This window comes from Amphritea sp. (genome assembly GCF_016744155.1).
Classification (GTDB): domain Bacteria; phylum Pseudomonadota; class Gammaproteobacteria; order Pseudomonadales; family Balneatricaceae; genus Amphritea.
Genome location: NZ_JADGEW010000001.1, coordinates 374,773 through 388,374, shown reverse-complemented (window position 1 = coordinate 388,374; position 13,602 = coordinate 374,773). Strand labels below are relative to the sequence as shown.

The following is a 13,602-nucleotide window of genomic DNA, read 5'->3' as shown; positions in this document are numbered from 1 at the left end:
ACTTGTGATGTATGTTTTGTCGCTTTACCCACAACAGGCTCAGGTCGCCCCATGGATATCCGCTCACTACGCTGCTTTCAAACCGTTGCCCGGGAAAAAAACTTCACCCGCTCAGCAGAAAAGCTTCACCTGGCTCAGCCGGCTGTTAGCATGTCGATCAAACGACTGGAGGATCAGCTGGGTCTGAAACTATTTCACCGTAATGAGCGGCGCATCAGCCTCACCGATGAGGGCGAACGATTACTGCTACATGCGGATAAAATTATTCAGGCTGTGGCCGACGCCGAACTGGAGATGCAGGAACTCACGGGGCTCACCCAGGGACAAGTGCGGATAGGCATCCCCAGCACCCTCGGCTCTTATCACCTGCCCGAACTTCTGATGGGCTTTCGCCACAGTTATCCAGAGCTGCAACTCTCCGTAGTGGAAGGCGGAACAACCCATATCCGCCAGCTAATCGAACAGGGCGAACTGGATATAGGTATCGTGGTCGATGACCAAGAGTCTGAACAGCTGGAAAAGATCCACCTGTTACAGGAAGAGATACTGGTCTGCGTGAACGCTGACCATCCGCTGGCCAGCCAGACATCGGTCGATTACCAAACGTTTCTCGCGGAAGAACTGGTACTGTTTAAAGAGGGATTCTTCCACCACCAGGTCACTGAAGAGCTGGGAAAGCGGTATCAGATCACACCGAACATCACCTTCGAAACCAATCTAATCCCGCTAATTCAGTCCATTGTCAGACAGGGATTCGGCATCTCCGCCCTGCTAAAACACGCCATCGATGATGCCGGTGACCTGATCGGCATCCCTTTTACCGAACCACTCACCTTTAACCTCTGCATCGCCTGGCGTAAACAGCGGTATCTCTCCAGAGCCAATCGATCTTTTGTTGATTACCTGCTTGAACATGCACCATCTACCTCAAACAGGTGACAACTTCTATAAAGATATCTAATATAGCGCTCCCATTTATAGGAGTAACATGATGCTGACCGTAAACGAGTATTTTGATGGCGCTGTAAAGTCTGTCGGTTTTGAAAATGCAGAAGGCAAAGTAACATCAGGTGTTATGGCTGCCGGAGAATATGAGTTCGGCACTTCAGAAGATGAGCTGATGAAAGTCGTAAGCGGTGAGCTGGTTGTGAAACTACCAGGCAGCGATGAATGGCTGTCTTTTCCAAGCGGTACAGAGTTCAATGTTGCCGCCAACCAGAGCTTTCAACTGAAAGTCGCTCAACCGACGGCTTACCTGTGCTTTTACAGCTAAACTGCCCGTAGAAAAAGAAGTGCATGAATCCGAATCACGTAAGTTTTTTATTAGTTGATTCGGATTCATATTGAGTTGAATAAAAATCCACCACTCTCCCCCTTTTGGGCTCCCCCTTTTCCTATAACACTGTGTTAACATAGCGCCCTTTCTTTTACCGGCTAATCCCGTGATGTCTGCCACACACAGAAACATCACACATAAAAATGAGATTCATACCATGAGCCAAAATACCTCTCTGGAAAAAAGCAAGATCAAGATTCTGCTGCTGGAGGGCGTGCACCAGTCAGCACTGGATACCCTGAATGCGCACGGCTACACCAATATTGAATACCTGACCGGTTCTCTACCGGAAGCGGAACTGCTTGAGCGTGTTAAAGATGCTCATTTTATCGGCATCCGTTCCCGCACTCAGCTCACCGAAGAAGTCTTTGCAGCAGCTGAAAAACTAGTTGCTGTCGGCTGTTTCTGCATCGGCACCAACCAGGTCAACCTGGCTGCCGCTACCATGCGCGGCGTTGCAGTATTTAACGCACCGTTCTCCAACACCCGCTCGGTAGCCGAACTGGTTATCGCTGAAGCAATCTTGTTGCTGCGTGGCGTAGCGGAGAAAAATGCTAAGGCACACCGTGGCGAGTGGCAGAAGACTGCTAAAAACTCATATGAGATCCGTGGTAAGAAGCTTGGTATCGTCGGTTACGGCAGCATCGGTTCACAGTTAAGCGTGATCTCTGAATCCCTGGGTATGGATGTTTATTTCTACGATGTAGTGACCAAACTTCCACTGGGCAACGCGACTCAGCTGGGTTCGATGAAAGAACTGCTTAACACTTGTGACATCGTTTCTCTGCACGTACCGGAAACGCCGGCAACTAAAGATATGATGGGTGAAGCTCAGTTCGCTGAGATGAAACAAGGTTCTATCTTTATCAACGCTGCCCGTGGCACCGTAGTAGTGATCGATGCGCTCTGTAAAGCACTGTCAGAACAGCGCCTGCTGGGAGCTGCGATTGATGTATTCCCGGTTGAGCCGCGTACTAACAATGATGAGTTCATCTCACCTCTGCGCGAGTTCGACAATGTTATCCTGACTCCACATGTTGGCGGTTCTACTCTGGAAGCGCAGGAAAATATCGGTTACGAAGTAGCCGAGAAGTTGATCAAATACAGTGACAATGGTTCTTCCATTACCTCTGTTAACTTCCCTGAAGTGTCTCTGCCAGAGCATCCTGACGTTCACCGTCTGTTGCACGTTCATGAGAACATCCCAGGCGTATTGAGTGCGATCAACAACGTATTCTCAGATAACAACATCAACATCAGCGGCCAGTACCTGCAAACCAATGAAAAAGTTGGCTATGTGGTCATCGATGTCGATGCGGATACTTCTAAAGTAGCGCTGAGCAAGTTGAAGCAGGTTAAGGGCACTGTTCGCTGCCGTCGCCTGTTCTGATTCTGGCTTACTGAGTCAGACTTAAAAGAAAAAAGGCAGCCCAGGCTGCCTTTTTTATTGTCTTGCACTTTATTACCGGACTTTTCGATTTAACGCCTGCTGTATCAGGTTGAATATTTGCAGCCTGATTGTCGTGTCCTCATTTACCAGATGGTGATGTGCTTTCTGAAGTAGCTTAATTTCCAGACCGGGATATAAGCGACCGATAACGCCCAGATTGTGCCGCCACTCAACCGTCTCATCCTCCACACCCTGAATACACAGAGGCGTCGTTGGCAGATGTCCCAACTGTTTTTCTACACCCTCAACCCAACTTAACATCGCGCCAATCCAGCGCACCGGCACCCTGTGGTGCTGCAGCGGATCTTCATAACGAACAAAATCAAGAAAGGTCTGATCACCGGAACTCATACCATAGGTACGGGGAACGGAGCGGAGCAAGTACCTCAACCAACGATATTTCTTCGCTATTTCCTGCCAGCCACAAGGGCGTATCAAAGGCGCGAGAAAAATCTGCTCCTGTATGGGCCAATCCTGATGGCCAAATTTCAACTGCTGCTCTATCAGTATTGCAGCACCGGTACTCTGGCCAAGCAAAGCCCAGGGGCCTTTTAGTCGATCCCGGCGGCTATTCAGCAGTTCAGTCAACTGGCAGGCGTATGTTTCAAAGCTATCAATCGCGAGGGGCTCACCCTGGGAGAGCCCGTGCCCGGGAAGGTCGTATATCAAGACATCCCAGTTGTTTTCCAAGAGATAAGAGATCAGGTGGCGATACAAGCCGCTGTGATCAAAATAACCATGCAGAACAACCACCGTACCCCGGCTTTCATAGCGACTGCAGTAATGCTGCACAAACAGAGTACTACCCAGCACTGTCTGCTGCGTAGCGTAAAGTTTATGACCGGCATGAAGGATCTGATTAAGCTGATAACACTCAAGATACTCTTCCAGCATGTCGCTGCTACAAACCCCCTCCTCCCGGTTATAAACGGGCAGTTTGTTACGTAACAAGGTGACATTTAGCATCTGCATATCCATTCCCCTACTCTGTCACACCCACCCACAGCAAGCATTATAACGCGTTGCTTACTCTATAATTTAGATCAGATTCACAACTTATTCCTTGTGCAACCGCGTTAGGCGTATATAGTAATCCTGACCACCTGAAGGCAGAATTTATGCGACTGTTACTCATTTTTCTAATATTGTTTAGCCTGAAAGGCTTCGCCGAATCCCATGATTTTACAGCTGAAGTGAACCAGCTGAAAAGCCAACTTCAGCAGTTAGAAAGCGACCCGGAAAGCCCATTTATAGAGGCCTACCAGCAAAGTCTTCAAAATATTCAGGAGACCCTGAGGCTGCGCCAGCAGGCAGAGGATCTACGGCGCGAGATTGAAGCCTTACCACAACAACTGGAGCAGGCTAAGAATCCTGCGCAGCAACCTGATTCAGAACTCCCACCCGCAGACATCGCCGAAACTGAACTACAAGCTACGCTGGTCAAAACAAAAGCCCGACTGATCAATCTGGAACAAAGTCAGGATGAGCTTAACCGCACCCTTCGCGACAGCGATAAATTACTACTTAGTAAACGCGAAAAGCAGTCGACACTGCAACAACAACTTAACAATTCAAATAAGTCGCTCCCTGCTGCGGCAAAAGAAACCGAGCTACAAAAGGCCAGAAACGAAGCACTGAGTTACAAGCAACTGGTATTGGAATCAACACTGGAAGTAACTGAACTGGAAATACTGGCGCTTCCCGGCCGGACTGAACTCGCCATACTCGGCCAGAAAAGCCTTGAAAGCAGAATTCAAACTTACACCGCATGGATAAACGCAGCAGAACTACGGCTACAGCAGGTAAACCGGGCCGCCGCAGAAAAGACCCTCAGCCAGCTTGAATCATCCGATACCGACAGCAACCCGATATTACAGCAGGCGCTCAACCGTAATAACGAAACCGCTGCGGTTATCCGCCTGGCGCTTGCTGAAACCGAGCAAACCATCCAACATCGCAAGCAACTGGAACAACAGTTACAGGTTATCCGACAGACATACAATGCGATCCAGTTACAACTGGAACTCGGCCTTGGCTATACCGGCTCCGAAGTTCGTAAGCATATTCAGCAGCTACCCAAAACACTGAAAACTGAAGCAACCCAAAACCGGCTTAAAGAACTTCGTCTGAGCCAACTAACACTCAGCCAGCCACTCCAACCCGCAATGGCCCAAGAGCTATCGGAACAACAGTTGATGAAACTGAATCAGCTGGAAGCCAGCCTGACCGAATTGATTCAGGAACAACGAACACTGCAGCAAAAACAGATCAGTGAGCTATCCCAGTTACTACTGATTAAAGAGCAGTTTAATGCTCAAATAAGCGATAGTAAGTCATTGTTTAACAAGCACCTTTTATGGCTTCCCAGTGCCGAACCTGTAAGCATCCAATGGCCCGCTCAGATCATCAGTGGCTCCATCGCTATGGGCAACGAGTTACCGGCCCTGTTACAACCTTATGCCGATCAACTCGGTGACAAACTATCACTGCCAATATCAATCCTTTTTGCTTCACTTGCGATCGCCTTATTCTGTCGCCGCTATCTGAATGAACGTCAGCCCCTCTGGTGTAAGCAGATAGGTAATGTCAGTCTGGATCACATCAGCCATACCCTGAGGCCGCTGTTATACAGCCCTTTAGTGGCTCTGCCTGTTCCTCTGTTTCTCTATGTTCTGGGTAGACTGTTAGACGGAGATGACGCTGTCGTCCGCAATCTGTTCTATATTCTCGCCCTGATCAGCTGGCTCTACCTGACCATAATGCAGTGGTTGCAACAGCCTAACGGCCTGTTACAAGGCCAGTTTAATCTACCGGAATTAACAACCAGCACACTGAGAAAACGGCTTAGCTGGTTATTCTGGGTCAACACACCCCTGATCACCCTGCTTTTCCTGTTGGACCTCAGTGGTAATGACACAGTCACCGCAGGCCCCGCGCGACTGACCCTGCTACTGATAACGATCAGCTTTACTCTGTTCTGGATTAGCCTGAGACACAGCGTTCCCCGACAACTGGAAAATACCGATACTCCAGGATTCTGGAATAACCTCGGTGTCTGGATCGGTTTAATCATCGCCTTTAACATCACCATGGCAGGGCTTATTCTTTGGGGCTACACCCTGTCAGCCAGTATTCTTATTGGGCTGATGTTCCTATTAGTCTGCATCGGCATTCTGGCTTACCTGATTTTTCATCTGGGGCGTCGCTGGCTTTTGATAGAGGAGCGAAAGCTTCATTTTGCCCAGGCACGAGCCCGCCGGGCAGAAATACTCTCCGCCCGTGAGGAGCAAAAAGACCCTCCTCCGCCACTGCAAGAGAACTTTATTGATCTGCAGACCATCTCCGAGCAGGGCACAATGCTATTGAAGACGATCACCACGCTGATCTTCCTTACCCTGGCATGGTTCACGCTCGGCTGGACGCTTCCCGCACTGGAGGTACTGGACACCGTCACTCTCTGGACAACCGAAAGCGCTGAAGAGGGCATACAGAGCCTAATCACCCTGAAACAGATACTGTTTGCCCTGGCAGCACTGACCATCACCTTTATTGCTGCACGAAATCTGCCCAGTCTGGTAGAGCTTCTGATTTTGAACTACCTGCCACTGGCCCACGGCACCAGCTATGCGATCTCAACACTGTTGAAATATACCCTGATCATTATTGGTCTGATCAGCTTTCTTAATTTCCTCGGCCTCGAATGGGGAAAACTGCAGTGGTTGATAGCAGCAATGGGAGTCGGATTGGGGTTTGGCCTACAGGAGATCGTCGCCAACTTTGTCTCCGGTCTGATCATCTTGTTCGAAAAACCGGTTCGCATCGGCGATACCGTCACTATCGGTGGAGTAACCGGCAGCGTCAGTCGTATTCAGATCCGCGCAACTACGATCACTGACTGGGATCGAAAAGAGGTGATCATTCCTAATAAGACTTTCATCACCGACCAGCTCATCAACTGGTCACTGACCGATGCTATCACTCGGGTGGTTATCCCCGTGGGTGTCGCCTACGGTTCAGATACCGATCAGGTCACTAAGCTGCTTAAGCAGGCGGCTGAAGCCAACAACAACGTACTCTCAGAGCCTGAACCTATGGCCTACTTCCTCGCCTTTGGCAACAGCACGCTGGATTTTGAACTGCGCGCCCATATAAGCTCAATGGATAAGCGTACCCGGACGATCCATGAGCTGCACCTGGCGATCGACCAGCTATTTCGTGAGCACAACATAGAGATCGCTTTCCCACAGATGGATCTACACCTGAGAAGCAACGATACAGACAAAAACCCCGGCAACGATGATAAAAATTAAGTAAAATCATCAACATAAAACAGGGCACAAAAGGAAAATTGTTATGAGCGAAAGCCAGAATCGCCGATCATTGCACCAATGTCAGATACCGGTTCGCTGGGGCGATATGGATGCCTATGGGCACGTCAATAACGCACTGTATATGCGCTATCTGGAGGAGGCACGGGTACAGCTTCTGGCTAAGATCGGCGCGAGCATGGATGGCAACGGCACCGACCCTGTCGTCATCAATGTCGGCTGTACCTTTCTGCGTCCAATCACCTATCCGGCCACAGTAAATATAAATTGCTTAGTCGGTGAGATCGGCCGCAGCAGCTTTATGGTCTGGTACGAACTCAGCACTACCGACAATCCTGATGAGCTATACAGCGAAGGCTACTCGAAAGTGGTATGGATGGATCATAACACTGGTCGTTCCGTGCCTCTGCCAGATATAATCCGCAACAATATTTCTTAATACGTAAAAAGGAGATTAACGCGAATGAATGATGTTGCAGAACAGGAAAAGAACAAAGGCGGTAATGCCAAAATCATCTACATCCTCTACCTGGCAAGCTTAGTATTGGGTATCACCGGTCTGATTGGCCTGGTCATGGCTTATATCAATAAAGGAGAAGCACCTGACTGGCTGAAGAGTCACTATCAGTGGCAGATCCGAACGTTCTGGATGGGACTGTTATATACAGTGATCGGCGTCATCACTACCTCCATCATGATCGGCTTCCTGATTCTCCTGTTAAACCTCGTCTGGTTTATCGTTCGCTGTGTCAAAGGCTTGAGTGCACTGGATAAGCAACAGCCACTGCCTAAGCCAACCAGCTGGCTATTCTGATTGTCAGAACATTTCTTTATCCAATGAAAAAGCTGCCTCGGGCAGCTTTTTTTATGGCTGAATATCACCTTCTGAAGCCCATCTAAGCGCTTTTCCACAATGTGAAATGAATACCTACCCAATTAGGTAGTAACCCTCATACTTTAGGCGCGATCAGGGGCGACAGGTCCCTATATTTACGATATTGTTGCGATGCACAAGCCGTTAAGACCAGCAGCGCTGATAGGAGCCACTGGATTGCGGCATACAAAAAATCACCGGATCCGGTTGCCTCGCACCGAATTCTGGACGATTACAAAGGGGCAGTAAATTATGAGTCAACGTATTCAAGCCGGCGGCCTACAGGTTGCCGAGGTTCTTTACAACTTTGTAAACCAGCAAGTAATTCCGGGTACCGGCGTTACTGAAGAGCAGTTTTGGTCTGGGCTGGACGCTATCGTTCATGATCTAGCGCCTAAAAACCGCGAATTGCTGGCAAAGCGTGATGCCATTCAAGAGCAGATCGACAGCTGGCACCGGGAAAACCGAGCTAAGGGTTTCGACTTTGCTGCCTACAAAGCCTTCCTGAAAGAGATCAATTACCTGCTGCCTGAAGGCGAAGACTTCTCCGCGACCACCAGCGACGTTGATCCTGAAATGGCCACCATGGCAGGCCCACAGCTGGTAGTACCAGTGATGAACGCCCGCTTTGCACTGAACGCAGCAAATGCCCGCTGGGGTAGCCTGTATGACGCGCTCTACGGTACCGATGCGATCTCTGAAGCCGATGGCGCTGAGATTACCGCAGCATATAACCCGATACGCGGCGCAAAGGTTATCGAATTTGGCCGTAATACTCTGAATGAAGCCGCCCCACTGGCGGATGGCTGCCACAAAGACTCGGTTCGCTACAGCATTCTCGATGGCAAGCTGGTTGTTACCCTGACCAACGGTTCTGAAACAGGCCTGCAGGATGAATCACAGCTGATCGGTTTCAACGGTGATGCAACCGCACCCAACTCAATACTGCTGAAGCACAACGGTCTGCACCTGGATGTTAAAGTCGATCGGAACAGCCAGATAGGCTCTACCGATGCAGCGGGCATCAGCGATATCGTCGTAGAAGCCGCGCTGACCGCGATTATGGACTGTGAAGATTCAGTCGCTGCGGTTGATGCTGAAGATAAAGTGGTAGCCTACAAGAACTGGCTGGGACTGATGAAGGGCGACCTGACCGAAGAGGTCTCTAAAGGTGGTAAAACCTTCACCCGCAGCATGAACCCTGACCGTAAGTACACCGGTGTTGATGGCACAGAAGTCAGCCTGAAAGGCCGCAGCCTGATGTTTGTGCGTAACGTTGGCCATCTGATGACCAACAACGCCATTATTGACAAAGAAGGCTACGAGATCCCTGAAGGGATTATGGACGGCATGCTTACCAGCCTGATCTCCATCCACGATGTGAAAGGTACCGGCCAGTTCAGCAACACCACCACCGGCTCTATGTATATCGTTAAACCGAAGATGCACGGGCCTGAAGAAGTAGCCTTTGCCAACGAACTCTTTGGCCGTATCGAAGACGCTCTGGGTCTGGATACCTTCACCCTGAAAATGGGCATCATGGATGAGGAACGCCGCACCACGGTTAACCTGAAAGAGTGTATCCGCGCCGCCAAAGACCGTGTTGTCTTTATCAACACCGGCTTCCTCGACCGCACCGGTGACGAGATTCATACCTCAATGGAAGCAGGCCCGATGATTCGCAAAGGCGAAATGAAAGCCTCTGCCTGGATCGGTGCTTACGAAGACTGGAACGTTGATAATGGATTAGCCTGTGGCCTGCAAGGTCGTGCGCAGATCGGTAAAGGTATGTGGGCGATCCCTGACCAGATGGCCAACATGCTGGCGGTTAAGATAGGACACCCGCTGTCCGGCGCAAACACTGCCTGGGTTCCATCACCAACAGCCGCTGCACTACACGCACTGCATTATCACAAGGTTGATGTTTTCGCCCGTCAGGAAGAACTCAAGAGCCGCGGCCGTGCTAGCCTGGACGATATTCTTACCGTTCCGGTTGCCACTGACCCTAACTGGACTGCTGATGAGATTCAGAACGAGTTAGACAACAATGCTCAGGGTCTCCTGGGTTACGTTGTTCGCTGGATCGATGACGGTATTGGCTGCTCCAAAGTGCCAGACATCAATGATGTAGGCCTGATGGAAGACCGCGCAACGCTGCGGATCTCCAGCCAGCACATCACTAACTGGTTACATCACGGCATCTGCTCTGAAGCCCAGGTAATGGAAACACTGCAGCGGATGGCTGCGGTGGTTGATCGCCAAAACGCGTTTGATTCAGCATACACGCCAATGGCACCAAACTTCGATGACAGCGTCGCTTTCCAGGCTGCAGTCGAGCTGGTTATTCAGGGTCGTATCCAGCCAAACGGTTACACCGAGCCGGTCTTGCACCGCCGCCGCCTTGAAGCTAAGGCAAAACAGGGTAAATAAGTTCGGGGCATAAGCCCTGAACCATTAGAAAAACCGCGCACTGCGCGGTTTTTTTTTGCAGTAAATTGTTCGTTATTCAACGGGCAGGTAGCGACGAACATTCTGCATCGCCCGGTTTACGTACGTCTCTTTCTCACCCACCGGCGCCACGTAATAGATCGCCTCTTCTGCAACCTCAAGCCCCTCCAGTCGGGCCAGCAACCAGATAGCCAGGTATTGTGAAGCGAGGCAACCTCCGGCACTGGCCAGGTTACCCTTGGCAAAAAAAGCCTGATTTAACACCTCCCCACCCGCTTCCTGTACCCAGGGCTTAGTGGTCAGATCCGTACACACAGGCATCCCATCCAGCAGCCCGAGTTTAGCCAGCAACAGTGCACCGGAGCACTGTGCACCGATCAGCTGCCGGGAAGGGTCTAACTGCAGCTGCGATATAATCGCCTCATCGGCAACCACCTCCCGGGTTTTCATGCCACTACCGATGATCACCGCATCGGCACTACTCACCTCACTCAGCGGAATATGTCGTTCCAGCACCACGCCATTCATCGATTCAACCCGTGGCGTCGGGCTGGCGATTGATACCCGCCAATCGGGGCGTTTTACCCGGTTAAGAATCCCCAGCGCGATTAGCGAATCCAGTTCGTTATAGCCGTCGAAGGTCAGTATTGCGATATGCATAGCGTCGTATCCTCATACATCAGGGTTTTACCCTTCAATTGAACTCGGTTAAAGAGCTCTATTAATAAGCTCTTCAGTAGAATCAGGCAGTTGATAAGAACTATTCTATGGCCTAAATTCAATACAATAAAAGAATTGTCATGGATACATCTCACTATGCCCCGCGCACGCTATAAATTGCTTGTAGATAGGTTTGCCAGCAAGATCCGTTCAGGCACCCTGCCTCCCGGCACCCAACTGCCAACTCACCGACAGCTGGCCGCCAAAGAAGGCATTGCTCTGGTAACCGCTTCCCGAGTCTATGCAGAACTGGAAACAATAGGGCTGGTTAGCGGTGAAACCGGCCGCGGAACCTTTGTCCGGGAAACCGCTCTGCCGCTAAGCCACGGTATCGATCAACCCCCGACGACCGAAGGTATGATCGACCTCAACTTCAATTCGCCCTCGATCCCCGGCCAGACGGAGATGCTACGCAAAGCCCTGCGACAGCTGTCTATTTCCGGTGATCTGGAAGCCCTGCTCCATTATCAACCCCACGCGGGCAGACAGCATGAACGCGCCATCGTCGCCAAACATCTGGAAAAGCGGGGGTTAAATGTCGCTGCAGAGCAAATCTTCCTTGTCAGTGGTGCGCAGCACGGTCTCGCGGCAACCGTGATGTCACTGCTCAATCCCGGTGATGTAGTGGCCGTTGATGCCCTGACCTATTCAGGATTCAAAGTACTCGCCGAGGTACATCGGCTAGAGCTAGTCGCTATCCCTCTGTCTGACCATGGCCCGAACCTGAAGGCCTTAGAACAACTGTGCAGCAGTCGACGGGTAAAAGCCGTTTACAGCATGCCAACCCTGCATAACCCGATGGGCTGGGTAATGGATCTGTCACAGCGAGAACAGTTGGTCGCTATCGCCCGCCAGCATAAACTGCTGATTATCGAAGATGCCGCCTACGCCTTCCTTGCTGAGAACCCACCTGCGCCACTCATCAGCCTGGCGCCAGAATTAACGATCTATGTATCCGGGCTTTCGAAAAGCGTCGCCACCGGCTTTAGGATAGGTTTTATCGCCGCACCCGAGCGCTGGGTAGCACAGATCGAACGCACCATCAGGGCGACCACCTGGAACACGCCCAGTCTGATGACCGCCATCGCCTGCGGCTGGATCGAAGATGGCACCGTTACCCAGCTTGAATCAGAAAAACGTCAGGATGCCACCGCCCGACAATCACTGGCCAGACAGGTACTCGATGGACTGGACTACATAACCCACCCGGCATCCTACTTCATCTGGCTGCGCCTGCCTGAAGAGGCCCGGGCAGATCAGATAGTCATGGCGCTGATGAAGGCTAATATATCGGTGTCCACCGCAGAGCCCTTTGCCGTCGCTGACCATATCCCCCATGCAATACGGCTGGCACTAGGATCGGTCGATCTGGATACCTTGAAAGACGCCTTAAAAAAGGTTCGAGAGGTGATCGATTTCTACGTCTATTAAGGAGTTTTCTTTGGCCTTAGGGGTGCTACCGATTACACTGTCCCTATGACGAATCCGACAGAACAACCCTTAGCCCTACTAACAGCACAGACAGTAGTGCAATCAGTAGCGCTGCCCCTAACCGACTTTATCCACCGCCACCCCCGGTTGTTTATCCTCACCGGCGCCGGCTGCAGTACCCAATCCGGGATTCCTGATTACCGGGACAAAAACGGCGAATGGAAACGTCAACCACCGGTACAACACCGGGATTTTTTGACCAGCCATGCCACCCGACAGCGTTTCTGGGCCAGGAGCCTGATCGGCTGGCCGCTGATGGCGAATGCCCGGCCCAATGCGGTGCATGAAAGTTTGCAGCTATTAGAACAGAAAGGCTATTGCCAACAACTGGTCACCCAGAATGTTGACCGGCTACATCAACTGGCGGGACAACAACAGGTGATCGACCTTCACGGCCGCTCAGATCAGGTGATCTGTATGGCGTGCGATAGACTCCACGACCGCAACCGGATCCATCAACAGATGGCCGATGAGAACCCAGAATTCGCCCAATACACCGCCTCTGCAGCACCGGATGGCGATGCAGATCTGGACGGCATCGATTTCAGCGGTTTCAAAGTCACTAACTGCCCCGACTGTGACGGCATGTTGAAGCCAAATGTAGTTTTTTTCGGCGATAACGTTCCTAAGGAGCGGGTATTCAGTGCATTAGACAGCCTCAAGCAATCGGATGCGCTATTGGTTGTCGGTTCATCATTGATGGTTTATTCCGGTTTTCGCTTCTGCAAACAAGCGGCGCAACTGAATATCCCTATCGTAGCCATTACCCGGGGCAAAACCCGGGCGGATGAGCTCCTCAGCCTGAAACTGGATGGCGATATCAGCGAGTTCCTACAACCCAGCGCCAGCGCACTGGAGCCTTTAGCGACGACCGGATAATCCAGCCGGCGATTACTCGACAATCTGTTACCCACCGGTCATCACAAAGCAGCGAAAATCGCCTATTTCAGGTATA

11 protein-coding genes are annotated in these 13,602 nt (G+C 51.0%); 9 read left to right on the top strand and 2 right to left on the bottom strand.

The features are described 5' to 3' along the window. The first annotated feature begins 51 nt into the window (after nt 1-51). From QZZ54_RS01825 to serA, 3 genes are all read left to right on the top strand, one after another. On the top strand, nt 52-939 hold the full coding sequence (locus QZZ54_RS01825; protein ID WP_290697728.1) for a LysR family transcriptional regulator: 888 nt from the start codon (nt 52-54) through the stop codon (nt 937-939). A 52-nt stretch (nt 940-991) separates the two neighbouring features. Then, nucleotides 992-1,273, top strand: coding sequence for a pyrimidine/purine nucleoside phosphorylase (locus QZZ54_RS01820; protein WP_290698186.1), 282 nt, complete (start codon nt 992-994; stop codon nt 1,271-1,273). A 220-nt stretch (nt 1,274-1,493) separates the two neighbouring features. Further along, complete coding sequence (gene serA, locus QZZ54_RS01815; protein WP_290697725.1) at nt 1,494-2,726, top strand: phosphoglycerate dehydrogenase; 1,233 nt, start codon at nt 1,494-1,496, stop codon at nt 2,724-2,726. Between the two features lie 72 nt (nt 2,727-2,798). Here serA and QZZ54_RS01810 read toward each other — a convergent pair whose 3' ends face one another. Then, nucleotides 2,799-3,758 carry an alpha/beta fold hydrolase gene (locus tag QZZ54_RS01810; RefSeq protein ID WP_290697722.1) on the bottom strand — a complete coding sequence of 320 codons (960 nt, stop codon included), beginning with the start codon at nt 3,756-3,758 and terminating at the stop codon, nt 2,799-2,801. Nucleotides 3,759-3,904: 146 nt separating this feature from the next. Here QZZ54_RS01810 and QZZ54_RS01805 point away from each other — a divergent pair, with 146 nt between their 5' ends. From QZZ54_RS01805 to QZZ54_RS01790, 4 genes are all read left to right on the top strand, one after another. Further along, a complete protein-coding gene (locus tag QZZ54_RS01805; protein ID WP_290697719.1) occupies nt 3,905-7,096 on the top strand; it encodes a mechanosensitive ion channel domain-containing protein in 3,192 nt (1,063 codons plus the stop codon). 43 nt (nt 7,097-7,139) lie between these two features. Then, a complete protein-coding gene (locus QZZ54_RS01800; RefSeq protein ID WP_366644890.1) occupies nt 7,140-7,553 on the top strand; it encodes a thioesterase family protein in 414 nt (137 codons plus the stop codon). A gap of 24 nt (nt 7,554-7,577) precedes the next feature. After that, nucleotides 7,578-7,928, top strand: coding sequence for a hypothetical protein (locus QZZ54_RS01795; RefSeq protein ID WP_290697716.1), 351 nt, complete (start codon nt 7,578-7,580; stop codon nt 7,926-7,928). 312 nt (nt 7,929-8,240) lie between these two features. Beyond that, entirely contained in the window at nt 8,241-10,418 is a 2,178-nt protein-coding gene (locus tag QZZ54_RS01790; protein WP_290697713.1) for a malate synthase G, read from the top strand. A gap of 72 nt (nt 10,419-10,490) precedes the next feature. On the opposite strand, the gene QZZ54_RS01785 is transcribed toward QZZ54_RS01790, so the two are convergent. After that, on the bottom strand, nt 10,491-11,096 hold the full coding sequence (locus tag QZZ54_RS01785) for a DJ-1/PfpI family protein (RefSeq protein ID WP_290697710.1): 606 nt from the start codon (nt 11,094-11,096) through the stop codon (nt 10,491-10,493). A 156-nt stretch (nt 11,097-11,252) separates the two neighbouring features. Here QZZ54_RS01785 and QZZ54_RS01780 point away from each other — a divergent pair, with 156 nt between their 5' ends. Both QZZ54_RS01780 and QZZ54_RS01775 read left to right on the top strand, forming a co-directional pair. Beyond that, nucleotides 11,253-12,587, top strand: coding sequence for a PLP-dependent aminotransferase family protein (locus QZZ54_RS01780; protein ID WP_290697707.1), 1,335 nt, complete (start codon nt 11,253-11,255; stop codon nt 12,585-12,587). A 45-nt stretch (nt 12,588-12,632) separates the two neighbouring features. Further along, nucleotides 12,633-13,526, top strand: coding sequence for an NAD-dependent protein deacetylase (locus tag QZZ54_RS01775; RefSeq protein ID WP_290697704.1), 894 nt, complete (start codon nt 12,633-12,635; stop codon nt 13,524-13,526). The last annotated feature ends 76 nt before the right edge of the window (nt 13,527-13,602 follow it).

Coding starts and splice junctions, on each gene's coding strand:
- QZZ54_RS01775 (WP_290697704.1), top strand. CDS start 12,633: ATGACGAATCCGACAGAACAACCCTTAGCCCTACTAACAGCACAGACA.
- serA (WP_290697725.1), top strand. CDS start 1,494: ATGAGCCAAAATACCTCTCTGGAAAAAAGCAAGATCAAGATTCTGCTG.
- QZZ54_RS01795 (WP_290697716.1), top strand. CDS start 7,578: ATGAATGATGTTGCAGAACAGGAAAAGAACAAAGGCGGTAATGCCAAA.
- QZZ54_RS01820 (WP_290698186.1), top strand. CDS start 992: ATGCTGACCGTAAACGAGTATTTTGATGGCGCTGTAAAGTCTGTCGGT.
- QZZ54_RS01790 (WP_290697713.1), top strand. CDS start 8,241: ATGAGTCAACGTATTCAAGCCGGCGGCCTACAGGTTGCCGAGGTTCTT.
- QZZ54_RS01810 (WP_290697722.1), bottom strand. CDS start 3,758: ATGCAGATGCTAAATGTCACCTTGTTACGTAACAAACTGCCCGTTTAT.
- QZZ54_RS01785 (WP_290697710.1), bottom strand. CDS start 11,096: ATGCATATCGCAATACTGACCTTCGACGGCTATAACGAACTGGATTCG.
- QZZ54_RS01805 (WP_290697719.1), top strand. CDS start 3,905: ATGCGACTGTTACTCATTTTTCTAATATTGTTTAGCCTGAAAGGCTTC.
- QZZ54_RS01780 (WP_290697707.1), top strand. CDS start 11,253: ATGCCCCGCGCACGCTATAAATTGCTTGTAGATAGGTTTGCCAGCAAG.
- QZZ54_RS01825 (WP_290697728.1), top strand. CDS start 52: ATGGATATCCGCTCACTACGCTGCTTTCAAACCGTTGCCCGGGAAAAA.
- QZZ54_RS01800 (WP_366644890.1), top strand. CDS start 7,140: ATGAGCGAAAGCCAGAATCGCCGATCATTGCACCAATGTCAGATACCG.